Here is a 23749-nt window from a genome sequence, read left to right as displayed (position 1 = left end):
TGGAAGCCGCAAAGGAGTACCTTTATGAAGCCTGCTTTTTTGGACCGCCTGCTGAATGCGCTGGCGCTGCTGGTGCTGGCGGGGATCAGTGTGTTTTTGGCTGCCCGCTGGCAGGCCCTGCCCAGCCGGGTGCCCATGCACTACAACGCCTTTGGCGAGATCGACCGGTGGGGCAGCAAGACCAGTCTGGCAGCGCTGCTGGGTGTGGCCTGGGTCCTCTATGGGCTGCTGTCGGTGATCGGCCGTTTCCCCGCCCTGTGGAATACCGGGGGCCTGCAGATCACCGAGGCAAACCAGGCCCGGGTCTATGCCGCCCTGCTCCACCTGCTCAGCAGCACCAAGCTGCTGATGGCCCTTGTGTTCGGCTTTCTGGCCCTCTGCTCCATCCTGGCCCGGCCGCTGCCGGCTTGGTTCATGCCGGTGACGCTGGCCCTTTTGCTGGGCAATCTGGGCGGGTGGATGCTGCGGGCCTACCGCAGCCAATGACCGCAACGAAAGGAGTCTTTATGGAATCCGTCATCCTCTATGGCAGCCAGTACGGAACCACCCGGCGCTACGCCGAAGCCCTAGGCCGGATGTCCGGCCTGCCCGTCCACAACGCGCAGCACAAGCCAGACCTTGCGGGATGCAGACTGGCAGTCCACCTGGGGGGACTGTATGCCGGCGGGGTCAAAGGGCTCAAGCAGACCTTGCAGGCCCTGCCCCAGGACGCCCGGCTGATGATCGTCACGGTGGGTCTGGCCGACCCCGCCGACCCGGCCAACGTCGCCAACATCCGCCGCTCCATCTCCCTGCAGGTGCCCCCGGCGGTGCTGGCGCGCAGCCAGATCTTCCATCTGCGGGGCGGCATCGATTACAGTAAGCTGAACCTGATGCACAAGACCATGATGTCCCTTTTGTGCAGCCACGCCAAAAAGCTGCCCCCCGAAAAGCAGAACGCCGAGACCCGGGCCATGCTGGAAACCTACGGCAAACAGGTGGATTTCGTGGACGAAAGCACCCTGGACCCTGTCCTTGCGGCCATCCGGGAGGCTCTGTCATGAAGATCCTCACGGTGTGCGGCAGCCTGCGCTTCACCCGCCAAATGATGGAGATCACCGAAAGGAGATCTTATACTACACCGACCTGCTACTACACCGACCTGCGCCCCGAAAGCGCAGACCCCTGAAAGGAGAGTTTTTGTATGATCCGCCCATTTCAGCCGGAAGACCTGGACGCCGTCGTACGCCTTTGGCTGGACGCCAACATCCAGGCCCACAGCTTTATCCCCCGCTCGTACTGGGAAGAGCAGCGGGAAGCCGTGCGGGCCGCTCTGCCCCGGGCAGAGGTCTATGTGCACCAGGACCAGGCCGGCCAAATCGATGGCTTCATCGGCCTTGTGGGACAGTGGATCGAGGGGATCTTTGTGAGCCAGGACGCCCGCAGCCAGGGAGTAGGCCGGCTGCTGCTGGACTGCGCCAAAGAACACAAGCCTGCCCTGCGGCTCCACGCCTATCAAAAGAACCCCCGCGCCCTGGATTTTTACCGCCGGGAAGGGTTTGAGATCCTGGGACAGGGCATCGATCCCGCCACCGGCCAGGAAGAATACACCATGGGCTGGCAGGCCGCCGCCCACAAAAAAGCGCCGCCCGAAGGCGGCGCATAAACGCGATCCCTTACAAGCCGGCAGACGCCGGCTTTTCTTTTTGGGCGGCGGGTCAGATCAGGCCCAGCCGGCGGAACGCCACGGCGATGCCGTCCTCGTCCACCGAGGGGCAGGTGAAGGTGCAGCGGGCCTTGAGGGCCTCGGCGCCGTTCTCCATGCAGCAGCTGACCCCGGCCACATCGGCCATTTCCAGGTCGTTCTCGCTGTCCCCAAAGGCCACCGCCGCAGAGGTGGGCAGACCGCAGAAATCGCAGATCCGGCGGATGCCTTCCCCCTTGTTGAACTTGCGGTTGATCAGCTCGCCGCTGACAAAGCCCTGACGCTGCGCAGGACCCCCGGCCTCGCAAAAGAGGAACTGATCCTCATAGGCGGCCCTGGCCTGGGCCAGGCAATCCCGGCCCGGGGCTATGTAGCAGATCTTGTAGATCGGCTCCCCCTTGTATTCCTCCAGCGGGCGGATCAGCATTCCGTCCGCAAAAGCCTGACGCCAGCGCTCCAGTTCGCTGTTCACGGCGTCGGGGCGCTGGGCCTGGTAGGAGGCCAGCCGCTCCATCATCTGGCCGCCCCCGTAGGTGGCGTCCCTGGCCTCCAGGGTGCACTCCACCCCGCTTGCCTCCAGCACCGCACGCACTCCGTCGCTCTGGGCCTTGTCCATGGGGCAGTCAAACAGGACGGTGTCCCCGCACACCACATAGCCCCCCGCGCTGCACACATAGCCGTCAAAGCCATAGCGCAGCACCGGGGAGGTCATTTTGTAGTTGCGGCCGGTGCACAAAAACACCTTGTGGCCATTGGCCTGCGCCTGGCGCACCGCCTCCACCGCGCTGGCCGGGGCTTCCATCCGCCCCGGCTGGATGAAGGTGCCGTCGATATCCAAAAAAATCAGTCGTTTGTCCATATCCGATCCCTCACAATGTTCTTACAAAAAGGGCAGCACGCCCATCCGGGCTGCCCGCACTGCCAAACCGATCACCAGCGCCGCCAGCGCCAGCACCACAGCCGCCCGGCTGCCCGGCTCCTCCTCTCTGGAGGTGCGGGAACGGCGGGCCGGCTCCCTGGCCGGGGCCGCCTTGCGTGCGGCGCGGGAGCGGGCAGGGGCTGCGCTCTCCCGGGACGGCGTGCCTGCGGCGCTGCGGCTGCCCTTCTGGCGGGCTGCGGCGGCCTTCTGACGGGCCTCCCCGGTGGGATAGACCCGCACTTCGGGGGCCGGATCTTCCGGCGCAGGCGGCTGATCGGGGGGCGGAGCCGGTTCCCTGCCCCCTACGCCGCACCGGCGCAGGTAATCCCGTGAGAGCTGGTAATACTTGGCCAGCTCCTTTTCGCTGAAAGCGGTGCCCGCATAGGCGTCCTCGATGCACTCCACCGCCTCATCGAACAGGATGGCCGCCTGGCCCCCTGCCGCCCGGTCCGAGGCGTGGGCCGCTTCGTTGCGGGCGGTGCGCACCGCGTTGCAGGCCCTGCGGGCCGCGCCCGGGTGGGCCGTGCTGCCCAGCAGATCCAGAGGCTGCGCGGCGTCGCTTTCGGGGTCCAGCAGCACCCGCATACACAGGGTGGTATCCAGCTGCTGCCAGCTGGTCTTGCGGCTGACGTCGGGCATATGGCCGTAGTAGGTGGGGCTCTCCTCCTGGCGGCGTGCGATGTGCTCCAGCAGGGAGTCAAAGCTGTGGGGCCCGGGTTTGGCGTCCCAGTGCCAGCGCAGGATGCGGCGGCTGATCTCATCGCAGGACGCCTTGATCTCAAAGGCCGCCTGCAAATAGGCTTCAGGCATACTCTCCCCTCCCTTCTGTTCCGATCCCGGCTCTGAAAAACCTGCCGGGAAAGGACGCTCCGACCCAAAACAGGGGGAGCGGTCAAAACACGCTCCCCCTGGGCGGGCTGGTTCAGATAAAGAACTGATAGTAAATAAAGCCATACAGGGCGATGCCCGCGCAGATCAGGGCGGTGACCGGCGGCACCCAGCGGATGATATTTTCCGCCATGGGGTCGCGGTCGTCCTCCTCATCCTCCTCGTCCTCCCGGACGGGGGCGGGACGGGGACGGTGGGCAGGCTTTTCCTCTGCCCAGCGGTCCGCCGCCGGGACGGCCCGTGTGGCATCCTCCGGCTGCTGTTCCGGCTCAGGCTCCTCCGGCTGGGCCGGGGGCGCGCTGGGCTGGGTGAAGAGCCGTGTCTCCTGGCTGGCCCGCGTCTCCTGACGGCGGGCAGGCTGCACCGGCTCAAAGGCGCGGGTACCGCCCATCTCGGCAGCTCCGGCAATGCGGGTGGGCTCTGCCTCGGCCTCGGGGGCAGGCAGATCCTCCTCGGGGGGCTGCTCCGGCTGCATCAGGGTGTTCAGGGCGTTTTGCAGCAGGATCCGGTCCGAGCCGCACTCGCTGCAGTAGACCGTGTCCTCCTCCTTGGGATGGAAGGCGCCGCAGGCGCAGTACCAGCCACAGTCCAGCACCTGGGGGGCGTACACCATCCCCTTGCGGCCCATCCGTTCTTCCAGGGCGGCGGCCAGGTCTTCCGGCAGGCGGCGGGGGGCAGGCAGCCGCACCCGCTTGATATTGTCCAGGCGGACCACACGCTTGCCGTTGTAGACGTTCTTGAGCACCACGTCCACGCTGGTGATGGGCTTTTGGGTGATGAACACCGCATCGTCCATGCCGAACAGCTCCCCGGGCTTGATATCCAGGCCCTGGTAAGCGAACTCATCCTCACAGAGGATCTCTCCTCCGGTGGTCTTGCACTTGAAACGGACGTCCAGGGCGGTCAGATTCACCCGGGAAATGTTCTTGAACGTCAGGCAGACTGCGCGGTCCCCGCTGATGCTGCCCTTGAGCAGCTCCACCCGGACAAACTGCACCGGGCTGCCCGGCGTATAGTAGTTGGCTCTGGTTTGGGCAATGGGATCAAAGCTCTCCTCCACAACACTCAACTCCTTCCCTCTCTATGGCGGGGCGGGCTCACTGCCCGTCCGGTTTGGGGTCGTCCTGGCCGGGAGCACTCTCCCCGGGGATATCCACCGGGCCGGCGGGGGGCTCGTTCTCAGGCAGAGGCTGCTGTGCAGGCTCGGCCTCAGCTGCTCTGGACTCATCCGGAGCAGGCTGCTGCGCAGGGGCGGGCTGGGCCTCATCCTTGCGCGGGGGCAGCGTCTCGCCCCGCATGATGGCATTGAACTCGGCCTCGTTCAGCTTCTCGCGCTGGATCAAAGCCTGTGCCAGGGCGTGCAGCTGGTCGATGTGCTCGGTCAGGGTGCGGCGGCAGGTCTCGTAAGCCTCGTCGATGATGTCCCGGATCTCGCTGTCGATCTCGGCGGCGGTGGTCTCACTGTACCCCTTGCCCTGGCCAAAGTCACGGCCCAGGAAGGTCTCCTCCTGGGAGGTGCCGTAGACCACGGGGCCCAGCCGCTCCGAGAAACCGTAGCGGGTGATCATCTGGCGGGCGATGTTGGTGGCCTGCTGCAGGTCGTTGGAAGCGCCGGTCGAGACGTCATCCAGGATCAGCTGCTCGGCCACGCGGCCGCCCAGGCTGGAAACGATGTCCTCGAACATCTCCCCCTTGGTGACGTAGGAGCGGTCCTTTTCGGGCAGATACATGGTGTAGCCGCCGGCCTGGCCGCGGGGGATAATGGTGATCTCATGCACGCGGGGATGGTGCTTGCAGTAGAAGCCTGCCACTGCGTGGCCCGCCTCGTGATAGGCGGTCAGCTTCTTTTCCTCGGGGGTGACCACCCGGCTCTTCTTCTCGGGGCCTGCCATCACCTTCATGGAGGCTTCTTCGATGTCCTCCATGGTGATGGCCTTGCGGTTGCGGCGGGCCGCCAGCAGGGCCGCCTCATTGACCAGGTTCTCCAGGTCCGCACCGGCAAAGCCGGCGGTGCGCTGGGCGATGACCTTGAGGGACACGTCGGGTGCCAGAGGCTTTTTGCGGGTGTGCACCTTGAGGATCTCCTCACGGCCCTTGACGTCGGGCAGGCCCACATAGACCTGGCGGTCAAAGCGGCCGGGACGCAGCAGGGCCTTGTCCAGGATGTCGGCGCGGTTGGTGGCCGCCATGACAATGATGCCGTCGTTGGCCTCAAAGCCGTCCATCTCCACCAGCAGCTGGTTCAGGGTCTGCTCGCGCTCGTCGTGGCCGCCGCCCAGGCCGGCGCCGCGCTGGCGGCCCACGGCGTCGATCTCGTCGATGAAGATGATGCAGGGCATACTCTTTTTGGCCTTGTCGAACAGGTCGCGCACACGGGATGCGCCCACACCCACATACATCTCCACAAAGTCGGAACCGGAAATGGAGTAGAAGGGCACCCCCGCCTCGCCGGCACAGGCCCGGGCCAGCAGGGTCTTACCGGTGCCCGGAGGGCCTACCAGCAGCACGCCGTGGGGGATGCGCGCGCCCAGGGAGTTGAATTTCTCAGGGCTCTTGAGGAACTCCACCACCTCTTTGAGCTCTTCTTTTTCCTCGTCCTCGCCGGCCACGTCGGCAAAGGTGGCGGTCTTCTGGTTGGTGGACTCGTCCTTGACCTTGGCGCGGCCCACGTTCATCACGTTGCCGCCCCCGGCGCCGCCCCGCAGCATCGAGAACAGAATGAAGCCGGTGCAGCCCAGCATGGCCAGATAGAAGAAGATCTCCATCCAGGGCACCGACTCCCGCAGGGCGGTGTAGTCGTACTCCATGGGGGCGTCGGGATTGGCGGCGTCATAGGCCTCGATATAGCCCTGCACCTCATTGACGAACATGGCGGCATAGGGCAGCTGGTAGCGGACGGTCACCGTGCCGTCGTCATTCTGCTGCACCGAGTCGCCCGAGGAGCTGCCCGACCCCAGCAGGCCGGACATCAGACCGCCTGTACCGGAAGTCTGGGTGTCGCTGGTGGCGCCGGGCAGGGGCAGATCCCCTTCCTTGATGTTCATGGTGATGACGCCGGTGTTCCGGTCCAGGGTGAAGGCGGTCACCTGCAAATGTTCAAAGTAGTGCACCACCGTAGAATAGCTCATGGTGGCGCCGGACGATGTGTTGGAAGTGGTGAACACCGACCAGATCATCAGCACGGCGGCCAGCGCCAGCGCCAGGATCAGCGGGTTCAGATGTGGTCTTTTCTGCTGCAAAAACGATCAACTCCAGTTCTGAATGGTTTTGGCGCCGGGCTCACTGATAGATCTCCGGCTTCAGCACGCCCACATAGGGCAGGTTGCGGTATTTTTCGTTGTAATCCAGGCCATAGCCCACCACAAAGGCGTCGGGCACCTCAAAGCCGCGGTAGTCGGCGGCAATGTCGGTCTTGCGGCGGGCGGGCTTGTCAAGGATGGCGCAGATCTTCACCGAGCTGGGGTTGCGCATTTTCAGCATGGGCACCAGGTTGGACAGGGTGACCCCGGTATCCAGCACATCCTCCACGATCAGCACGTCCTTGCCTGTCAGATCGGCGTCCAGATCCTTGACGATCTTGACAAGGCCGGTGGTCTCGGTGTTGGTGCCGCCATAGCTGGACACCACCATAAAGTCGATGCTGCAGGGGATGCTCACCGCCCGCATCAGGTCGGCCATAAAGACCACCGCCCCTTTCAGGATGGACACCAGCAGCAGGTCCTTGCCTGCGTAATCCTGGCTGATCCGGGCCCCCAGCTGGGCCACCTTGGCCTGCAGCTGTTCCTCGGTGACCAGAATGGTCTGAATATCATCGTGCATCGTCATGACTCAACATCCTCTCTGTTCTCCCTTTCGGGTTGTATCTCCAGGCGCAGGGCAAGGCCGGCGGCCCCATCGGGGGCCAGGCCCTCCGCAAAGCCTGCGCCGCAGACCCAAACGACCTGGCTGCCATCCGCCAGCAACGGCAGGCTGTCCCGCATCCAGGGCGGGATGGCCTGCTCGTTCATCCACTTGCGCAGGGATTTGGTCACCCCGCGGCCCGCAGGCCGGTAGGTGTCCCCCGGCTGACGGCTGCGCAGGGTGAGGGCAGGATGCAACATGGTTATTCTAGCATAATCTGCTACATTTTTTAAGTCTTTTTTGTGAACGACCTGTGTTTTTTCTTGAAAAGTCTCTCTTACCAGCTGTGCCGACAGGGTTTTGCCCCCGCCCAGGGGATAGCGGGACTGTTTTTCGGGGCAGAAAGTCGCCGGCTGCAGCGGTCCGGCAGGAGGCCCCTCCTCCAGCCAGAGGCAGCCCTGGCCGGCCCGCAGCCGCACATCCGGCCGCAGCTGCACCGCTCCGGCGCCCCGGGCCACCGCCTCGCAGACCAGCCGGATATAAAGCGCCTCGGGGTCCCGGTGCGGGGCCACCAGGGCGTGGGCCGCCGCCTCCAGGATCAGGGGGTCGGCCTGGCGCAGAGGTCCCAGGTCCCAGGCTCCCGGCCAGGCGGCTGCGGCCCGGTCCAGCAGCTCCCGGGCCGCCCGGGCAAAGTAGGCGTCGGCCCGGGCAGCCTTCTCGCAGAAGCGGGCCAGATTTTCCTCGGCGGCGGCGTTGGCCTGGCGCAAAGCGGGCAGCGCATCGTGGCGCAGCCGGTTGCGGGCATAGCCGTCCTCCAGGTTGGTCTCGTCGGTGACCCATGTCTGACGGCAGGCCCTGCAATAGGACTCCACCTGAAGGCGGGTCAGGCAGAGCAGCGGCCGGACGTAAAAGTCCCGGGCCGGGCGGATGCCCCCCGCCCCGTGCAGCCCGGTGCCGCGGGCCAGCCGGAACAAGAGCGTTTCCGCTTGGTCGCTAACAGTATGGGCCGTGGCCACCCGGTCTATCCCCTCCCGGTGGAGCCGGGCAAAGCAGGCGTAGCGCAGCGCCCGGGCTTCGGCTTCCCCGCCGGCCGCAGAAGGCAGGCCCTCCTCTCCGGCGCGGAACACCCGCAGGGGCACCCCCAGCCCGGCGCACTGGGCCCGCACAAAGGCCTCGTCGGCGTCGGCCGCGGCGCCCCGCAGCCTGTGGTTCACATGGCAGGCCGACACCCGGATCCCCAGAGGGCCGGCCAGATCCAGCAGCAGCCGCAGCAGGGCCATACTGTCCGCCCCGCCCGACACGGCTGCCGCCACCTGCTGGCCCGGAGCCAGCAGCCCGGCCTGCCTGCAAAACGCCAGCACCCGGTCCCGTGTCCCATGCAGAGTCTTTTCTTCTTCGGTCATATCAATGCCTGAAATCCACATCCATAAAGCGTGTATGCGCGCCGTCCCAGCCCAGCGGGACGGTGCTGGTCTCGCCGTGGCGGTTCTTCGCCACGATGCACTCGGCGGTATCGGCGTCCACGTCGGCGCCGTCGGGCTGCTGGCTGGCGTAGTAGGAATCCCGGTAGAGGAACAGCACGCAGTCGGCGTCCTGCTCGATCGAGCCCGAGTCGCGCAGGTCCGACAGCTGGGGCCGGTGGCCGGAATTGCTGCCCTGCTTTTCCACCGCACGGGACAGCTGGCTGAGGGCGATGATGGGCACATTCATCTCCTTGGCCATGATCTTGAGATTGCGGGTGATCGAACTGATCTCCTGCACACGGTTCTCGGTGCGCTGGCCCGAGGTCATCAGCTGCAGGTAGTCAATGACGATCAGGCCGATGTTGGGCCGGGCCGGGTCCTGGTTGATCCGGCGGATCTTGGCCTTCATCTCGGTGATGGTGATGGAGGAAGTGTCGTCCATGTAGATGGGCGCATCGTGCAGCTTCTCGGTGGCCAGGGCCAGGTATTCCCAGTCCGAGGCGGTGAGGGCGCCGGTGCGGAACGCCTGACTGTCGATCCCCGCCTCGGCGGACAGGATGCGGTTGGTCAGCTGCTCCTTGGTCATCTCAAGGCTGAAGATGGCCACCGGGATGTGCTGTTTCATGGCCACACGGGTGGCGATGTTGAGCGCAAAGCTGGATTTGCCCATGCCCGGACGGGCTGCCAGGATGATCAGGTCGCCCCGGCCCAGACCGGTCAGGACGGTATCCAGCAGCCGGAAGCCGGTGGGGATACCCTTGTATTTGTCGGCATCGGGGCCGCTGATCTTTTGCAGGTTGGTCAGGGTCTCCACCATACTGGAGGACAGGGGGGTCAGGGCGCTGGAATCCCGCCCCGAACGGATCTCATACAGGCGCTGTTCGGCGTTTTCCAGCAGCATACTGGCGTCGGGCTCGTCACCGGCGTCCTGCAAAATATCCGCCGCCACCCCCATCAGCTGGCGGATGAGGTATTTTTCCTGGACGATCTCGGCATAGGCCCGCACATTCGAGATGCTGGGCACCGTTTCGGCCAGGCCGGTCAGGTAGACTTTGGCCTCGTCCGGGCTTGCAAAGATGTTGTCCGACACCACCGCGTCCAGCAGCGTGACAAAGTCGATGGTCTGATCCCCGGTGAACAGGCGCACCATCTCGGCATAGATCCGCCCGTTCTGGGCGGCATAGAACATCTCGGGGCGCAGGATCTCCACCAGGTCGGTCAGCACATCGGGCTTGAGCAGCACCGCACCCAGCACGCTCTGTTCCGCCTGCATACTGTAAGGCGGCTGGATGCCCATGCTCTCAAGGTTCAGTTGATTGGAATAGCCGCCCTTCCGGCGTTGTTCCGGCATATCTGCCTCCCCCTTCCACTCGTTTTGCCCATCCGGGGCAGAAACTCAAAAAAGCGCCCCCTCTTTTGCAGGGAGCGCAGCGGCCGCCGGGCAGGTCACTCAGGCCTGCTCGACCTCCACATTCACTTTAAAGCTGGCCACGACGCCCGGATACAGGCGCACCTTGCCGTTGAAGACGCCGGCGTCCCGGATATCCTTGACCTCCAGCTCGATCTTCTTCTTGTCCACCGTCTCGCCGGTGGCCTCGGACAGGGCGGCGGCGATCTCCTTGCCGGTCACCTTGCCGAACAGGCGGCCCGAAGCGCCGCCCTTGGCTTTGACGGTGACGATGCGGCTGTTGATCTTGGCCGCCAGCGCCTGGGCAGCGGCCACATTCTCCGCCTCATGGAAATCGGCGGCGGCCTCCTTGCTGCGGGCGATGTTCAGCGCGGTAGCGTCGGCCACAGCAGCCAGCTTGCGGGGGAACAGGTAGTTGCGGGCATAGCCGTCCGACACCTCATGGATCTCGTCCTTCCTGCCGATCCCCTTGACGTCCTGCTTCAAAATAACCTTCATGGCAATCCCTCATTTCCGGCCTGGCAGCTCGCGCCGCGCAGGCCTGTCTCTATCTTACAGTATAGCGCATCCGGGCCGTTTCGGCAAGGGCGGCAAGCCCTTTGCCCGCGTCCTTTTTATTGCAGGCCCTTTGCTTTCTCCTGGGCTGCGTTGCCCAGTTCTTCATACACGCTGTCTCCGGCTTTCCAGTGCATCAGGTTGCGGAGCCTCACGCCCCGGTCGCCGTGTTCCGGGTCATCAAACAGCTCCTGCAGCTTCTGGCAGGGCAGATCCGGGCACTCGCCGCAGTGGGCAAAGCCCTTTTCGATGCAGCAGCACGCCTTATCGCATTCGCCCCAGAACATCGTTCCCGCATTGGCCTTGCAGCCTTTGCAGCCGATCTTGTCCTTCCACTCGCACACACCGCAGTAGGCGCCGCAATAGGCGATCATGTTCCGATCCATCTTCATGCAAGCTCCTCCCGGGCAGCGGCCAGGGCGCTCTCGATCACCTTATCCATGTCGTAGTAGCGGTACTCGCCCAGACGCCCGCCGAAGCGGACCTTCTTTTCCTCCCCGGCCAGGGCCTGGTAACGGGCGTAGAGGGCGCTGTTCTTATCGTCGTTGACGGGATAGTAGGGCTCGTCCCCCACCTTCCACTCGGCGCTGTACTCCCGGCTGATCACCGTTTTGGGCTGGGTGCCGAACTCAAAGTGCTTGTGCTCGATGATGCGGGTGTAGGGGGTCTCGGCGTCGGTGTAGTTGACCACCGCGTTGCCCTGGTAGTTGTCGGTGTCCAGCACCTCCGTCTCAAACCGGACGCTGCGGTATTCCAGCGCCCCCAGCTGATAGCCGAAATAGGCGTCGATGGCGCCGGTGTAGATCACACGGTCCGCCAAAGCGTCCAGCTGCGCTTTCTCTTGCAGGTAGTCCACCCCCAGGCGGACCTCCACCCCCTCCAGCATACGCTCCACCATGGCGGTGTAGCCGCCGTTGGGGATGCCCTGATAGAGGGCATTGAAATAGTTGTCGTCGTAGGTGAACCGCACCGGCAGCCGCCGGATGATGAAGGCGGGCAGCTGGTCGCAGGGACGGCCCCACTGCTTGGCGGTGTAGCCCTTGATCAGTTTCTCATAGATGTCGGTGCCCACCAGGCTGATGGCCTGCTCCTCCAGGTTTTTGGGCTGGGTGATGCCGGCGGCGTCCCGCTGGCGCTGGATCTCAGCCTTGGCCTCGGCGGGAGTCACCACGCCCCACATCTTATTGAAGGTATTCATGTTGAAGGGCAGGTTGTAGATCTGGCCGTGGTAGTTGGCCACCGGGCTGTTGGTGTAGCGGTTGAACTCGGCAAACCGGCCCACATAGTTCCACACCTCTTTGGAGTTGGTGTGGAAGATATGAGCGCCATAGCGGTGGACGTTGATCCCCTCCACCTGCTGGGTGTACACATTGCCCGCAATGTGGTCCCGCCGGTCAATGACCAGGCAGCGCTTGCCCTTGCTGCGGGCCTCATGGGCAAAGACGGCGCCAAACAGCCCCGCCCCCACGATCAGATAATCATAGGGCTTCATTTCCCTTCTCCTTTCAGCTTGTCAGGCTTTCACGCTGCCCTTTTTCTGGGCAGCCCGGTAGGCGTCGATGGCCGCGCACAGGTGGGCGTGGGCCTGCTCCATGGTGGTGTGCTTGAGGACGGTGGCCGCCATGGTCTGGTGTCCGCCGCCGCCCATGCTCTCCATGATCACCTGCACATTCACCTGGCCCATGCTGCGGGCCGAGATCTTGACCATACTGCCGGCCTGCACCGCCACAAAGCTGGCCTGCACCCCTTCGATGCTCAACAGGTCGTTGGCCGCCTGGGGCACCGCCACCTGCGCTTCGGCGGGCAATTCCCCGCTCAGCACCACGGCGCAGCCCTTGTACATCTGGGCCTTGGCCACCAGGCTCGCCTTGGCGTTGTATTCGGGCAGGCTGACGTCGAACAAAGCCCAGGCCCGCTCGGTCTCGGCGCCGTAGCGGCGCAGGGCCGCCGCCGCCTCAAAGGTGCGCACGCCGGTATGCAGGCTGAAGTTGCGGGTATCCAGCATGATGCCCGCCAGCAGGCCCTCGGCCTCGATGCGGGTGGGCTTGTCATCCCGGGTGCCCACATACTGCAGCAGCTCGGTGACCAGCTCGCTGGCCGAGGACGCATAGGGCTCGTGGCAGACCAGCACGGCGTTTTCGATATAGCCTACCCCCTTGCGGTGGTGGTCGATGACGGCGATCTTGCCGCACTTTTCCAGGATCTCCTTGCACTCCACCTGGCCGACCTGGTATGTATCGACCACGATGCACAAAGTCTCCTTGGAAATGATGCTCAGGGCGCTGCGAGGGTCGATGAAATCCCCCTCCTGACCGGCGTCCTCAATGGCGTTGATCAGGCTGGAGGCCAGGGTGGCTTCCCGCTTGACGGCGATGACGGCGGGCACATCGCAGATCTTGCAGATCCGCAGCATCCCTTCCGCCGAACCGATGGCGTCCAGATCGCTCATCCGGTGGCCCATGATGACCACATGGTCGGCGGCCTTGATCAGCCCCACCAGGGCCTCGGCCACGATGCGGCTGCGCACCTTGCTGCGCTTTTCCACGCCATGGCTGACGCCGCCATAGAAGGTGAAGCCGTCGGGGGTCATCTCGGCGGCCTGGTCGCCGCCGCGGCCCTGGGCCATATCCAGAGCCTGCACCGCCATCTCCTGGGCTTCGTGGAGGGTGGGGGCCCGCCGGCCGATGCCGATGGAGATGGACAGGTTGATGCTGGGCTCCAGGGCCCGGATCTTGTCCAGCACATCGTAGCCCTGCTGGGCGAACTGCTCCAGCTGACGCTCCTCCACCACAGCGATGTAGCGCCCGTTGGCCACCCGGCGCAGAAAACCGGTGCCCCGGGCGATCATGGCCTCGATGGTGCGGTTGATCCGCTCCAGCAAACGGGCGCTCTCACTGTCCAGCATGTCGCTGAACACATCGTCGTAGCCGTCCACCGAGAAGATCATATAACCGGGACGGCTGGCCTTGTATTCCAGCTCGACCCTGCGCAGGGCGGTCTCATCGTTGAGGATCAGGATGCTGACCTTCTCTCCCTCCCCCTTGACGGTGGAGGCATGGATGCGCCAGGTACCGCTGACGCAGGCCAGCACCTGGCCGTCCGGACCGGCGCACTGGGCCATATCCAGTCCGGGCAGCATCTTGTTCACGCGTCCGGCCAGCTGGTCCCCGCCGGCCAGGACCCTGTCCCGGAAAGGCAGGTTATACCACACCACCGTGTCCCCGCTGAGCAGGGCCGCCGGCTGGGACAGGGACGCAAGGCTGTACTGGGTGCGGGAATTTTCAAAGCTGGTGCCGGTGACCCAGCGGGCCGCCCACCGGCGGATGCGGTAGCGCGACACCACCACCAGGATGATGCACACCACCGCCACCACCAGCACCACAGGGCCCAGGGCGGGCTGTACCACCAGCAGCAGCAGGGACAGCGCCGCCGCCAGCAGCGCAAAGCCCATTGTAAACATTTCCAGCGTCCATCTGGGTTTTTGCTTCATGGCGGATGCCTCTTTTCCCCTCCCCTTCGGGAGGACACACTTCACTGGCCGGGCCGGGGAGCTGCCTGCATCCCCTCTGCCGCTGTGTCCCCGGGATGCCCCCGGGGCGGGCGGCCCGGCGGTTCAGCCGCGCAGGTCCATCCTGCACGGCACGGCCCCGGCGGGGATGGAGGTCATACCTCCATCAGCACGGGCAGGATCATGGGGCTGCGCTTGGTGCGCCGGTAGATATAGCTGCTCAGCGCCTCCCGCATACGGGTCTTGACGCTGTTCCAGTCCCGGACCCGCTCCTCTACGCAGCGGTTCAGGGCCATTTCCACCGTGCTCTGGGCGCCCTCCATCAGGCTCTCATTCTCACGGACGTACACAAAGCCCCGGCTGACCAGGTCCGGCCCGGCCAGCACACGGCCGGTCTTGCCGTCCACGGTGGCCACGATGATCACCAGGCCGTCCTCCGACAGGTGCTTGCGGTCCCGCAGCACCACATTGCCCACGTCGCCCACGCCCAGGCCGTCCACCATGACGGCGCCGGCGGTGACCGGCTCTCCCAGCTTGATCTCATCCTGGGTCAGGATGACGTTGGAGCCGTTCTCCGCGATCAGGATGTTGCTGTGGGGGATGCCCAGGCTGGCCGCCGTGAGGGCGTGTTTTTTCAGCTGCTTGTACTCGCCGTGCACCGGCAGGAAGAACTTGGGCCGGGTCAGCGTGAGCATCAGCTTCTGCTCCTCCTGGCAGGCATGGCCCGAGACGTGCACATCGTACATACTCTCATAGATCACCTCGGCCCCCAGCAAAAGCAGGCCGTTGACGATCTTGGTGACGCTCTTTTCGTTGCCGGGGATGGGGTTGGCCGAGATGATGATGAAATCCCCCGGGCCCACCCGCACCTGCCGGTGGCTGCAGGAAGCCATCCGGGACAAAGCGCTCAAAGGCTCGCCCTGGCTGCCGGTGGTGATCAGCACCACTTCCTCGGGGGCATAGCGGTTCAGCTCGTCCACGCTGATCAGGGTGCCGTCCGGGATATGCATATAGCCCAGCTCCTGGGCCATGGCGGTGTTGTTGACCATGCTCCGCCCGCTGAACGCCACCTTGCGGCCTTCCTGCACCGCCAGGTCGATGATCTGCTGGATGCGGTAGATGTTGGAAGCAAAGGTGGCAATGATGATCCGCTTGTTCCGCGCCTGGGTGAACAGGTTGTGGACGCCGGCAGCCACCTTCTGCTCGGTGGCGGTGAACCCGGGGCGCTCGGCATTGGTGGAATCGCTCAGCAGGGCCAGCACCCCTTTGCGGCCGTACTCGGCCAGGGTGGTCAGGTCGGTGGGACCGCAGGCCAGGGGGGTGTAATCGATCTTGAAGTCGCCGGTCTGGATGACCACGCCGGCGGGGCTTTCGATGGCAAAGGCCACCGCATCGGGGATGGAGTGGTTGACGTGGATGGGCTCCACCGTGAAGCATCCCAGCTGCAGTTTCTGCCGGGGGACGATCTCCACAAAACGGGTCTTGCCTGCCAGGTTGAACTCCTCCAGCTTGTTGCGGATCAGCCCCAGGGTCAGCCGGGTGCCATAGACCGGCAGGTCCATCTTCTGCAGCAGATAGGGGATGCTGCCGATGTGGTCCTCGTGGCCGTGGGTGATCAGCAGCCCCTTGATCTTGTCCTTGTTCTGCAGCACAAAGGTGAAGTCGGGGATGACCATATCCACCCCATACATCTCGCTGTCGGGGAACACCAGGCCGCAGTCCACAATGATCATATCGCCGCAGCACTCATAGACGGTCATATTCTTGCCCACTTCCCCAAGGCCGCCCAGAGGGTAGATGTGGATGGGCACTGCCGCGCCGCCTTTGGGGGGCTGGGGCCGGCGGGGCCGGCGCATGGGGCGGCGGGTGCGCTGGACGCGGTTGTCAGCCGCAGGGCTGGGGCGGCGGGTGCTGCCGGAAGATGTGCCAGTGTTCTCTTTTGTTGCCATGTGTACCTCCATAACGCAAACAGGGCAAGGGCCGTCCGGCCCTTACCAAAGGGGAGGCCGCGGCCTTCCGCCCGGTCTCCGGTAAAGGATCGTATCTCAAAAAAGCCGCTCTCCGGCTTGCTGATCGGATGCTGTGGCCCCGGGGCGGGCGCTGGTGGCCTGCACGGTCCATCTGCTCAATGCGACCGCGGCCGGCCCCCCGGAGGCTGGGGCATACCCGGGCCGCCCTGTCCTGAAAGACCCCTGCGCACGACGCGGGATCGGATGCTCTGCACAGAGCAGGAAGGGCCCCGGATACGCCCTGAATGCGCGCTGTACGCACATCCTGGCGCTTTCTACTTGCAATCATTATAGTAGGTAAGCCGGGTTTTGTCAATTCGAGCTTGGGCAGGGCGGCGGGAAAATATACGTTTTGCCCTTGACAGCGCCCCCTGCCTGCCTCTAATATAAGAGGGACAGCGGGCGCTGCGTGCCCCTGAACCCTGCAAGGAGAGCGATATGAAAAAAGTCGAGATCTACACCGACGGCGCCTGCAGCGGCAACCCCGGCCCGGGGGGCTGGGGGGCGCTGCTGCGGTACCGCAGCGGCGATAAAGTCTATGAGAAGGAGCTGAGCGGCGGCGACAGCTCCACCACCAACAACCGGATGGAGCTGACCGCCTTCATCGAGGCGGTGGGCCTGCTGAAGGAACCCTGCGAGATCCGGTTTTGCAGCGACAGCCAGTATGTCATCAACGGGCTGGAAAAAGGCTGGGCCAGGTCCTGGCGGGCCCGGGGCTGGAAAAAGGCGGACAAATCCCCTGCCCAGAACCCCGATCTGTGGGCCAGGGCGCTGGAACTGGCCGAAAAACACACCATCACCTACGTCTGGGTCAAGGGCCACGCGGGCCACCCGGAGAACGAGCGCTGCGACCGTCTGGCCGTGGCGCAGAGCAAAGCACATGGCGGGAGGCAGAGCTGAACATGAACGATACCATTTTGCCCGGCAGCGGGTTTGACACCTATGAGGAGCAGGACAAGGTCCTGGTGGGGATGAGCGGAGGGGTGGACTCCAGCGTGGCGGTGCGCATCCTGCAGCAGCAGGGCTTTGCGGTGACCGGCGCAGTGATCCGTTTCTCGGACGCCCACGACGGAGCGGTTCAGGCCGCCCGGCAGGCCGCCCAGCAGCTGGGCATCGAATGCATCGTGCTGGACGCCCAGGCTCTGTTTGAGCAGGAAGTGGTGGCTCCCTTCTGCGCCGACTACTGCGCCGGCCGCACCCCCAATCCCTGTGTGCGGTGCAACCCCGCCGTCAAGTTCACCGCACTGCTGGCGGCGGCCGACCGGCTGGGCATCCAGTACATCGCCACCGGCCACTATGCCCGGGTGGAGGTGGACGCCGACGGGGTGAGCCGCATCCACCTGCCCCAAAGCGCTGCCCGGGACCAGACCTATATGCTCAGCCGGCTGGACCAGGAGGTCCTCAGCCGTCTGGTGCTGCCCCTGGGCGAATTTGAAAAGGACGACGTGCGCCAGATGGCCCGGGACTTCGGCCTGGACTGCGCCGACGCCCCCGACAGCATGGAGATCTGCTTCATTCCCGGCGGGGACTATGCCGCCTTCATCCGGGACCGCGGCATGGAGGGCAAGGCCGGACGGTTCATCTCCCCCGACGGAGAGGACCTTGGCCCCCACAAAGGGGTGCTGCACTACACGGTGGGCCAGCGCAAGGGCCTGGGCATTGCCTTGGGCGAGCCGGTGTTCATCCGCGAGATCTGCCCCAACGGCGATATCCGTCTGGCCCGGGCCGGGGAGGAATTTTTCACCACCGTGACGGTAGACGGCATCGTCACCCCGGACGGCCAGCCCCTGCCCGCCGGGACATACAAGGTCAAGGTGCGCAGCGCCGCCCAAGCTCAAAGCGCCGCCTTTGACGGTGTGGACACCCTGGTCTTTGAGCAGCCGGTACGCGCCCCCGCCCCCGGCCAGACTGCGGCCTTCTACCGGAACGACGCGGTGGCCGGCAGCGGCTTCATCACGTCCGCACGCTGACTTCTGCCTGCACAGCCAAAGCTCCCGGAAGCCTTAGCCGGGAGCTTTTTTGCGTCCGGACGCGAAAAAGCCCGCTGCACGCCGGACATACCGGGGCACAGCGGGGCTTTTGCAGTACGATCAGGGGCAGCCGTTACGCCTGAGGCGGATTGACGATGCTGCGCCAGTCCAGATCGCCCCGCTCCAGGCCGTGGATCAGCACTTCGGCGGTGGCGATATTGGTGGCCATGGGGATGTTATGTACATCACACAGCCGCAGCAGGGTCATCTCGTTGGGCTCACTGGGTTTGGCATTGATCGGGTCGCGGAAGAAGATGAGCAGGTCGATCTCATTGCAGGCGATGCGGGCGGCGATCTGCTGGTCTCCTCCCTGCTTGCCCGACAAGAACCGTTTGACCTGGAGGCCGGTGGCCTCAGCGATCAGCTTGCCGGTGGTGCCTGTGGCGACCAGCTGGTTTTGGCTGAGGATACGGCAGTACGCCGTACAAAACTGCACCATCAATTCCTTTTTGGAGTCATGTGCGATCAGCGCAATCGTCATCCGTATCCATCTCCTTTGTCTAAACCCGATTCAATCCAAATAAACAGTGCTACTATTCAATTATGATATTACCACAATTTTCTCAGAATAGCAACCGTTTTTATACATTAGTTTCAATATTTTTAGAATCCGCATCTTTTTTCCATACAGATGCAAAGAACTGGCCCGCTTTTGCGGGGCGCCGGGCCTGTTTGGGGAGGCCGGCTCACTCCAGCAGCTCGCCCTCCTGTACGGGGATCATGCTGTTGGAGCGCTCGAAGAAATAGGCGTTGAAGATATCCGCCACCAGCTCGCCGGCACGGGCACCGCCGCCGCCATATTCAATGACGATGCCCACAGCGATCTGGGGGTCCTCCACCGGGCCATAGGCGATGATGGTGGAGTTGGTGTAATACTGCCGCCGGTTGCCCACCATGGTGTATTCGCTGCGCTGGGGGGTACCGGTCTTGCAGGCGATGGTATAGGGGTAGTTGGCCAGGCCGCTGACGGTCTGGGCCGCCCCCACCATCCCCTCCTCCACGATGTCAAAGGCGCCCACCTGATCCTCGATGACGTCCATCACTTCGGGGGCGGTCTCCTCCAGCACCTCACCGGTGTTGGTGTCCACCAGGGCCTTGACAAAGTGGGTGCGGTAGCGCACGCCCTTGTTGGCGATGGTGGCGGCATAGGTGGCCAGCTGCACCGGGGACACCACCGTATTGCCCTGGCCGATAGCGGCCTGGATCTCCAGCGAGGCGGTGTAGTTGGAGTCCTCCCGGGTGGTCAGGCGGCCGGTGGACTCGCTCACTTCCACCCCGGTGGGGGTGCCCAGGCCCAGCTGGTAGGCATACTGGTCGTAGATCTCGCTGGTGGTGCGGCGGCCCACGTCGTAGAAGAAGATGTTGCAGCTCCACTTGATGGCGGTGACCACGTCGATGTCGCCGCTGTGTCCGTGGCGGGTGCAGCGGGGGTGGTAATCGCTGAAATAGTTGTAGACGCCGTTGCAGTAGACGGTGCTGTTGCGGTCGATCACCCCGCTGAGGAGGGCCGCGATGGCCACCGACGGCTTGTAGGTGGAGCCGGGAGTGTACAGGCCCTGCAGGGCGCGGTTGTACAGGGGCAGGCCGGGGTCGGCGCTGTACGCACTGTACTGGGTGCTGTAAAGATTTTGGTCGTAGGTGGGATAGTTGGAGCAGGCCAGGATGCTGCCGTCCTTGACGTCGATGACCACCGCCGCGCCGGCGCTGGCATCGGTGTTGTAGGTGGCGGCGATCTGCTGGATGTTGCGGGCCAGGGCTTCGTCCACAGCCTTCTGGAACTCGCTGTTCACCGTCAGCATCACCGTTTTGCCCGGCTGGGGCTCGGTGGTGATGCTGGTGTCGATGATCACCCCGTCGCTGTCCCGGGTGATGGTCTCCACGCCGTCCTGACCCCGCAGCTGGTCCTCATAGGCGGACTCCAGCCCCGAGATGCCGATGACGTCGTTCATCGCGTAGCCCTTTTCCCGCAGCGGGTAGGTCACCTGGCCGTTTTCGTCGGTAACGCGCCACATCTCGGCGGTGATCTTGCCCACCCGGCCCAGCACATGGGGCAGGATGGTGCCGTCGGTGTAGCTGCGCACACTGGTCTCTGCGATCTCCACCCCGGGCAGCGTCAGGCTGTGCTCCATCACGGTGGCCACCGTCTTGTCCGAGACGTTCTCCGCCAGGGTGAAGTTGTTCACATTGGAAAAGGCTTCCTGCTCCATCTGGTAGCGGATGCCCCCCAGAACCCGCTGCCAGGCGGGGTCATATCCTTCCAGCTCGTACCGCTGGATCAGGCGGTCCATCACATCGTCGGCGGTGGCATACTGCTGGAGGCCCAGGGCCTCCTTGAGGCTGGCCACATCCTCCTGCTGGCTCTCGCTGGCGGGGTCATCGGTGAAGGCATAGTGCCCCGCCCCGTCCGCCTGGCCGATCAGCAGCCCGTCGTTCCAGCTTTCGCCGTTGGCCTGCAGGATCTCCACCGCGCTGCGGATGGTCTCGTTGAGGTCGTTGTCCCCGATCAGCAGCCGGCTGAGCACCACATTGTAGCTGGTGGTGCTGGTGGCAATGCGGCGGCCGGCGCTGTCTACGATGTCCCCCCGGGCCGCCGTGACGTTGAAGCGGTATTCGGTGGTGCTGGTGGCCTGGGCGGCGAACTCCTCCCCATGCACCAGCTGCAGAAAGATCAGCCGCAGGGTATACAGTGCCAGTACAGCCACTGCAGCGGCGATCAGCATGGCCAGGCGGCGCACCACTGTCTTGTGCTCATCCATAGGCGCGTGCCCCTCCTTCCGGGTGTATCAGATCACACCGTTGTCGATTTTGAACGTCTCGCTGATCCAGACGGCGGCGCGGTAGAGGGGCGCCGCCAGCAGCCCGCTCATCACCACCGTGAGGGGCACATAGCCCAGATAGCGGCCCAGCATATTGCTGTAACCGGGCATGGCGTAATAGAACAAAAAGTCCCCCGACACCACCAGCCACACCGCCCCCGCGCTGACCAGCGCAAAGTTGAGGGTGTTCAGTTTGAGATACAGCTGGCTGGCCACCGATACCGCGAAGCTGAGCCCCATCAGGGTGAGGGCCAGCAGCCCCACCGTCCGGCCGGCGGTGTAGTCCCACATCAGGCCGCACACCGCCCCGAACAGCGCCCCCGAAAACTCATCCTCGCAGACGGCCACCGCCAGCGCCAGGGGGAGCAGCAGCACAGGCTTGGCCTGCCCCAGCAGAAGAAACCCCGGGACGGTCTGCAGCACCGTGCATCCCAGCAGCAAAAGGACGTACAGCCCCCACTTGTACAGCTGGGAACGCCTGCGTTTGCGCCGTGATTCCATAAGCCCCGCCCTTCCTTGCTCAGTAGTCGGTGATGATGAAGGCCTGTTTGGCCCCCAGTACGTCGGCGTCCGGCTGGATCACCGCCACCACCGAAGTGCCGCTGGCCTCCGGCTCGATGCTGACGATCCGCCCCACCAGGATATCCGGCGGGTAGACGCCTCCCAGACCGGTGGTGATCACCTCATCCCCCACCGACGCCATCGACTCCCGGGACAGGTCGGTAAAGACGCACTGCCCTTCGGCCGCGTAGGCGGCGTCCCCGGTCAGGATGCCGTTGTCCCGCGTGCGGGATACCACCCCGGCCGCGTTGAAGCTGGGGTGCAGGATGGTCAGCACACGGCAGCTGGTCAGGTCCGCCTCGATGACGGTGCCCAGCAGCCGGCCCTGGTCGTCGATGACGGTATCGCCCCGCTCCACCCCGTTGACTGTGCCCTTGTCCAGGGTAAAGCCGCCGAAGGCATCCAGGGCGTCCCGCCCGATCACAAAGGCCGACACAAAGCTCATCTCCGGGTTATCCTCCTGGATGCCGGCCAGATTCTTATAGGCTTCGTTCTCGGCTTTCAGCTGGTCGTAGTCTGCCAGCTGCCTGCGCAGCTGCGCATTCTCCTCCCGCAGGGCCTCGTTTTCCGCCATCGTCTCGTCGATGCTGGTATACTTGTCCCATACCGAGGCCACTCCCCCGCTGATCACGGCGGCCACCTTTTGGAACGGCGCCACCGCCACGCTCAGCAGTTCCTGAGGGGCGGCAGTCAGGCGGCCATTGGCCGCTGCATACAGCATCAGCCCCGCCAGAAACACCGCCACCGCGATCAAGATCCTGAATTTCCAGGTGTCGAAAAAGTCCTTCACTGCGTCAAGCCCCCCATCGGGTCGAAAAAACGCGGACAGCCGGTGCCATCCGCGCTTGTTCGCTTCTTACGGCCACGCCGGCTGCGGGCCGGGTCCGTCACATATGGTCCCCGTCGGTGTCCAGCACGTCGTGCAGCACATCCACATGGTCCAGCACGGCGCCGGCGCCGGTGGCCACGCAGTCCAGGGGATTCTCCGCCACATGGACGTCGATGCCGGTCTCGCTCTGGATCAGTTTATCCAGGCCGCGCAGCAAAGCGCCGCCGCCGGTCAGGGTGATGCCCCGGTCGATGATGTCGGCGCTCAGTTCCGGGGGCGTGCGCTCCAGCGTCTCCTTGATGGCGTCGGTGATCTTGACCAGGCACTCCAGCAGCGCCTCGCGGACGTCCTCCGAGTGGACCACCACATTCTTGGGCAGGCCGTCCACCAGGTTGCGGCCCTTGATCTCCATGGTCAGCTCCTCCTCCAGCTTGTAGGCGGAGCCGATATCGATCTTGATCTGCTCGGCGGTGCGCTCACCGATCAGCAGGTTGTATTTGCGCTTGATGAACGCGATGATGGCCTGGTCGAACATATCGCCGGCCATCCGCACGCTGCGGGATGCCACGATGCCGCCCAGGGAAATGACCGCGATCTCAGCGGTGCCGCCGCCGATGTCCACGATCATGCTGCCGGTGGGCTCGCTGATGGGCAGACCTGCGCCGATGGCGGCGGCCATGGGCTCCTCGATCACCGACACCTGGCGTGCCCCCGCCTTGAGGGTAGCCTCACGGACGGCGCGGCGCTCCACTTCGGTGACGCCCGAGGGGATGCAGATGACCACCCGGGGCCGGGCAAACAGGCTGTTGCCGCAGGCCTTCTTGAGGAAATTCTCCAGCATATTGGCGGTGATATCAAAATCAGCGATCACGCCATCCTTCAGAGGGCGCACCGCCACGATGCTGCCGGGGGTGCGGCCGATGACCGCCTTGGCCTCGGCGCCCACACAGCGCACTTCGTCGTTGCGGGTGTCCACCGCCACCACCGACGGTTCCCGCATGATGATGCCCTTGCCCTTCATGTAGACCAGGGTGTTGGCGGTGCCCAGGTCGATCCCGATGTCCTTCGACAGAAAATTCATAGCTAAGCCAGCTCCTTTAAACTCCTAAACTCCAATCAGCCACGCGCATACAGGGCGGACCCGCGATCCTGCCCCCTATCTCGGTACCCGGCCCGGCCCCACCGGCCAGCCCGGGCAGAAAATGCATCTTGCAGACGGCCACCCGTGTGCCGGGCACA

General features: G+C 64.6%; 23 protein-coding genes. 6 read left to right on the top strand and 17 right to left on the bottom strand.

The window, feature by feature from the left end:
* Nucleotides 1-24 precede the first annotated feature (24 nt).
* Genes B5E66_RS00630 through B5E66_RS00620 form a run of 4 tightly spaced genes read left to right on the top strand, consistent with a single transcriptional unit; the run spans nucleotide 25 to nucleotide 1645 of the window.
* Nucleotides 25-486, top strand: coding sequence for a DUF1648 domain-containing protein (locus B5E66_RS00630; RefSeq protein WP_087228052.1), 462 nt, complete (start codon nucleotides 25-27; stop codon nucleotides 484-486).
* Nucleotides 487-506: 20 nt separating this feature from the next.
* Entirely contained in the window at nucleotides 507-1043 is a 537-nt protein-coding gene (locus B5E66_RS00625; protein ID WP_087228051.1) for a flavodoxin domain-containing protein, read from the top strand.
* A complete protein-coding gene (locus tag B5E66_RS13490) occupies nucleotides 1040-1168 on the top strand; it encodes a hypothetical protein (RefSeq protein WP_255396616.1) in 129 nt (42 codons plus the stop codon). The genes B5E66_RS00625 and B5E66_RS13490 overlap by 4 nt, the downstream gene beginning before the upstream one ends.
* A gap of 15 nt (nucleotides 1169-1183) precedes the next feature.
* A complete protein-coding gene (locus B5E66_RS00620; RefSeq protein ID WP_087228050.1) occupies nucleotides 1184-1645 on the top strand; it encodes a GNAT family N-acetyltransferase in 462 nt (153 codons plus the stop codon).
* A 52-nt stretch (nucleotides 1646-1697) separates the two neighbouring features.
* Here the strand turns inward: B5E66_RS00620 and B5E66_RS00615 are convergent, their stop codons facing one another.
* From B5E66_RS00615 to B5E66_RS00560, 12 genes are all read right to left on the bottom strand, one after another.
* A complete protein-coding gene (locus B5E66_RS00615) occupies nucleotides 1698-2543 on the bottom strand; it encodes an HAD hydrolase family protein (RefSeq protein ID WP_087228049.1) in 846 nt (281 codons plus the stop codon).
* A 21-nt stretch (nucleotides 2544-2564) separates the two neighbouring features.
* Nucleotides 2565-3413 carry a hypothetical protein gene (locus B5E66_RS00610; protein WP_087228048.1) on the bottom strand — a complete coding sequence of 283 codons (849 nt, stop codon included), beginning with the start codon at nucleotides 3411-3413 and terminating at the stop codon, nucleotides 2565-2567.
* Between the two features lie 112 nt (nucleotides 3414-3525).
* Complete coding sequence (locus tag B5E66_RS00605) at nucleotides 3526-4551, bottom strand: hypothetical protein (RefSeq protein ID WP_087228047.1); 1026 nt, start codon at nucleotides 4549-4551, stop codon at nucleotides 3526-3528.
* A 37-nt stretch (nucleotides 4552-4588) separates the two neighbouring features.
* Nucleotides 4589-6667 carry an ATP-dependent zinc metalloprotease FtsH gene (ftsH, locus tag B5E66_RS00600; RefSeq protein WP_164474855.1) on the bottom strand — a complete coding sequence of 693 codons (2079 nt, stop codon included), beginning with the start codon at nucleotides 6665-6667 and terminating at the stop codon, nucleotides 4589-4591.
* Between the two features lie 103 nt (nucleotides 6668-6770).
* Complete coding sequence (gene hpt, locus B5E66_RS00595; protein WP_087228045.1) at nucleotides 6771-7316, bottom strand: hypoxanthine phosphoribosyltransferase; 546 nt, start codon at nucleotides 7314-7316, stop codon at nucleotides 6771-6773.
* The gene (tilS, locus tag B5E66_RS00590; RefSeq protein ID WP_087228044.1) at nucleotides 7313-8734 is read right to left on the bottom strand and encodes a tRNA lysidine(34) synthetase TilS; all 1422 of its coding nucleotides are present in this window, start codon (nucleotides 8732-8734) and stop codon (nucleotides 7313-7315) included. Before tilS ends, hpt begins: the two co-directional genes overlap by 4 nt.
* A 1-nt stretch (nucleotide 8735) precedes the next feature.
* Nucleotides 8736-10145, bottom strand: coding sequence for a replicative DNA helicase (dnaB, locus tag B5E66_RS00585; protein ID WP_087228043.1), 1410 nt, complete (start codon nucleotides 10143-10145; stop codon nucleotides 8736-8738).
* Nucleotides 10146-10244: 99 nt separating this feature from the next.
* Nucleotides 10245-10700, bottom strand: coding sequence for a 50S ribosomal protein L9 (gene rplI / locus B5E66_RS00580; RefSeq protein WP_087228042.1), 456 nt, complete (start codon nucleotides 10698-10700; stop codon nucleotides 10245-10247).
* A gap of 116 nt (nucleotides 10701-10816) precedes the next feature.
* A complete protein-coding gene (locus B5E66_RS00575; RefSeq protein ID WP_242955885.1) occupies nucleotides 10817-11149 on the bottom strand; it encodes a DUF3795 domain-containing protein in 333 nt (110 codons plus the stop codon).
* Nucleotides 11146-12249 (bottom strand): UDP-galactopyranose mutase, encoded by a 1104-nt coding sequence (glf, locus tag B5E66_RS00570; RefSeq protein WP_087228041.1) that lies wholly within the window; start codon nucleotides 12247-12249, stop codon nucleotides 11146-11148. Before glf ends, B5E66_RS00575 begins: the two co-directional genes overlap by 4 nt.
* Before the next feature lie 21 nt (nucleotides 12250-12270).
* Complete coding sequence (locus tag B5E66_RS00565; RefSeq protein ID WP_087228040.1) at nucleotides 12271-14247, bottom strand: DHH family phosphoesterase; 1977 nt, start codon at nucleotides 14245-14247, stop codon at nucleotides 12271-12273.
* A 173-nt stretch (nucleotides 14248-14420) separates the two neighbouring features.
* Nucleotides 14421-16214 (bottom strand): ribonuclease J, encoded by a 1794-nt coding sequence (locus tag B5E66_RS00560; protein WP_087228039.1) that lies wholly within the window; start codon nucleotides 16212-16214, stop codon nucleotides 14421-14423.
* A gap of 498 nt (nucleotides 16215-16712) precedes the next feature.
* On the opposite strand from B5E66_RS00560, the gene rnhA reads away from it, so the two are divergent.
* The gene (gene rnhA / locus B5E66_RS00555) at nucleotides 16713-17174 is read left to right on the top strand and encodes a ribonuclease HI (RefSeq protein ID WP_087228038.1); all 462 of its coding nucleotides are present in this window, start codon (nucleotides 16713-16715) and stop codon (nucleotides 17172-17174) included.
* 2 nt (nucleotides 17175-17176) lie between these two features.
* On the top strand, nucleotides 17177-18244 hold the full coding sequence (gene mnmA / locus B5E66_RS00550; protein WP_087228037.1) for a tRNA 2-thiouridine(34) synthase MnmA: 1068 nt from the start codon (nucleotides 17177-17179) through the stop codon (nucleotides 18242-18244).
* Between the two features lie 133 nt (nucleotides 18245-18377).
* On the opposite strand, the gene mgsA is transcribed toward mnmA, so the two are convergent.
* From mgsA to mreB, 5 genes are all read right to left on the bottom strand, one after another.
* Nucleotides 18378-18785: a methylglyoxal synthase gene (gene mgsA / locus B5E66_RS00545; RefSeq protein WP_087228036.1), complete on the bottom strand. Its 408-nt coding sequence runs from the start codon at nucleotides 18783-18785 to the stop codon at nucleotides 18378-18380.
* A 205-nt stretch (nucleotides 18786-18990) separates the two neighbouring features.
* Nucleotides 18991-21060 carry a peptidoglycan D,D-transpeptidase FtsI family protein gene (locus B5E66_RS00540; protein WP_087228035.1) on the bottom strand — a complete coding sequence of 690 codons (2070 nt, stop codon included), beginning with the start codon at nucleotides 21058-21060 and terminating at the stop codon, nucleotides 18991-18993.
* 27 nt (nucleotides 21061-21087) lie between these two features.
* On the bottom strand, nucleotides 21088-21621 hold the full coding sequence (gene mreD, locus B5E66_RS00535) for a rod shape-determining protein MreD (RefSeq protein WP_087228034.1): 534 nt from the start codon (nucleotides 21619-21621) through the stop codon (nucleotides 21088-21090).
* Between the two features lie 19 nt (nucleotides 21622-21640).
* The gene (gene mreC, locus B5E66_RS00530; protein ID WP_242955883.1) at nucleotides 21641-22471 is read right to left on the bottom strand and encodes a rod shape-determining protein MreC; all 831 of its coding nucleotides are present in this window, start codon (nucleotides 22469-22471) and stop codon (nucleotides 21641-21643) included.
* A 97-nt stretch (nucleotides 22472-22568) separates the two neighbouring features.
* Nucleotides 22569-23591: a rod shape-determining protein gene (mreB, locus tag B5E66_RS00525; RefSeq protein WP_087228033.1), complete on the bottom strand. Its 1023-nt coding sequence runs from the start codon at nucleotides 23589-23591 to the stop codon at nucleotides 22569-22571.
* Nucleotides 23592-23749 lie beyond the last annotated feature (158 nt).

The organism is Faecalibacterium sp. An121 (assembly GCF_002160915.1).
Classification (GTDB): domain Bacteria; phylum Bacillota; class Clostridia; order Oscillospirales; family Ruminococcaceae; genus Faecalibacterium; species Faecalibacterium avium.
Note: the sequence above shows the minus strand (reverse complement) of the source record. Positions and strands in the feature narration are given on the sequence as shown.

Excerpts from the sequence above, each read along its gene's own strand:
- B5E66_RS00630 (WP_087228052.1), top strand. The coding sequence starts at position 25 with ATGAAGCCTGCTTTTTTGGACCGCCTGCTGAATGCGCTGGCGCTGCTG.
- B5E66_RS00625 (WP_087228051.1), top strand. The coding sequence starts at position 507 with ATGGAATCCGTCATCCTCTATGGCAGCCAGTACGGAACCACCCGGCGC.
- B5E66_RS13490 (WP_255396616.1), top strand. The coding sequence starts at position 1,040 with ATGAAGATCCTCACGGTGTGCGGCAGCCTGCGCTTCACCCGCCAAATG.
- B5E66_RS00620 (WP_087228050.1), top strand. The coding sequence starts at position 1,184 with ATGATCCGCCCATTTCAGCCGGAAGACCTGGACGCCGTCGTACGCCTT.
- B5E66_RS00615 (WP_087228049.1), bottom strand. The coding sequence starts at position 2,543 with ATGGACAAACGACTGATTTTTTTGGATATCGACGGCACCTTCATCCAG.
- B5E66_RS00610 (WP_087228048.1), bottom strand. The coding sequence starts at position 3,413 with ATGCCTGAAGCCTATTTGCAGGCGGCCTTTGAGATCAAGGCGTCCTGC.
- ftsH (WP_164474855.1), bottom strand. The coding sequence starts at position 6,667 with ATGATCTGGTCGGTGTTCACCACTTCCAACACATCGTCCGGCGCCACC.
- hpt (WP_087228045.1), bottom strand. The coding sequence starts at position 7,316 with ATGACGATGCACGATGATATTCAGACCATTCTGGTCACCGAGGAACAG.
- tilS (WP_087228044.1), bottom strand. The coding sequence starts at position 8,734 with ATGACCGAAGAAGAAAAGACTCTGCATGGGACACGGGACCGGGTGCTG.
- dnaB (WP_087228043.1), bottom strand. The coding sequence starts at position 10,145 with ATGCCGGAACAACGCCGGAAGGGCGGCTATTCCAATCAACTGAACCTT.
- rplI (WP_087228042.1), bottom strand. The coding sequence starts at position 10,700 with ATGAAGGTTATTTTGAAGCAGGACGTCAAGGGGATCGGCAGGAAGGAC.
- B5E66_RS00575 (WP_242955885.1), bottom strand. The coding sequence starts at position 11,149 with ATGAAGATGGATCGGAACATGATCGCCTATTGCGGCGCCTACTGCGGT.
- glf (WP_087228041.1), bottom strand. The coding sequence starts at position 12,249 with ATGAAGCCCTATGATTATCTGATCGTGGGGGCGGGGCTGTTTGGCGCC.
- B5E66_RS00565 (WP_087228040.1), bottom strand. The coding sequence starts at position 14,247 with ATGAAGCAAAAACCCAGATGGACGCTGGAAATGTTTACAATGGGCTTT.
- B5E66_RS00560 (WP_087228039.1), bottom strand. The coding sequence starts at position 16,214 with ATGGCAACAAAAGAGAACACTGGCACATCTTCCGGCAGCACCCGCCGC.
- rnhA (WP_087228038.1), top strand. The coding sequence starts at position 16,713 with ATGAAAAAAGTCGAGATCTACACCGACGGCGCCTGCAGCGGCAACCCC.
- mnmA (WP_087228037.1), top strand. The coding sequence starts at position 17,177 with ATGAACGATACCATTTTGCCCGGCAGCGGGTTTGACACCTATGAGGAG.
- mgsA (WP_087228036.1), bottom strand. The coding sequence starts at position 18,785 with ATGACGATTGCGCTGATCGCACATGACTCCAAAAAGGAATTGATGGTG.
- B5E66_RS00540 (WP_087228035.1), bottom strand. The coding sequence starts at position 21,060 with ATGGATGAGCACAAGACAGTGGTGCGCCGCCTGGCCATGCTGATCGCC.
- mreD (WP_087228034.1), bottom strand. The coding sequence starts at position 21,621 with ATGGAATCACGGCGCAAACGCAGGCGTTCCCAGCTGTACAAGTGGGGG.
- mreB (WP_087228033.1), bottom strand. The coding sequence starts at position 23,591 with ATGAATTTTCTGTCGAAGGACATCGGGATCGACCTGGGCACCGCCAAC.